The 488-nt window shown below is 41.4% G+C and carries 2 protein-coding genes; both read right to left on the reverse strand.

Features of this window, described 5'->3' with window-relative positions; genetic code table 11:
* On the reverse strand, positions 1-75 hold a 75-nt coding region (locus NE664_13480; protein ID MCQ4727643.1), incomplete at its 3' end, for a zf-HC2 domain-containing protein.
* Positions 68-488 (reverse strand): RNA polymerase sigma factor (locus NE664_13485; protein MCQ4727644.1); only part of this gene is annotated, 421 nt, incomplete at its 5' end. The genes NE664_13485 and NE664_13480, both read right to left, overlap by 8 nt.

Here is a 488-nt window from a genome sequence, read left to right on the forward strand (position 1 = left end):
TGCGCTTGCTTCGCTGCAAGCACCGTCAACATACAGCGGAAGAATATCTCGAACAATATCGCATTGTTTACTCATGCTTTTCATCCATCCTTTCTTGAATTTTTAGCTTTGCACGATGATAAGTAACTCTCGCCCATGATTCTGTTTTTCCAAAAATTGCAGCGATTTGTGAAAAAGATAGTTCCCCGAATACGCGAAGCTGAAAGACTTCTTTGTATGGTTCTTCCAAACGGTGAAGAACGAGGTGTATGCGGAACGCCATGTCAGAATCTGCAACTGAGTTCTCAACATTTTCATTTGATGGCAAGTCATTGATTTCACTCACATCAGCTACTCGCTGACGGCTTCGCATTTCATCATGGTAAAGGTTTTTTGCTATGGAGCAGAGCCATGTCAATTCATCTGACTTACCTTTGAATTGTGATGTTGTAGAAACAGCCTTATAGAATGTGTTCTGCGTGATTTCCTCTGCTATCTCACGATTTTTG

The organism is Anaerotignum faecicola (assembly GCA_024460105.1).
Lineage (GTDB): Bacteria > Bacillota > Clostridia > Lachnospirales > Anaerotignaceae > JANFXS01.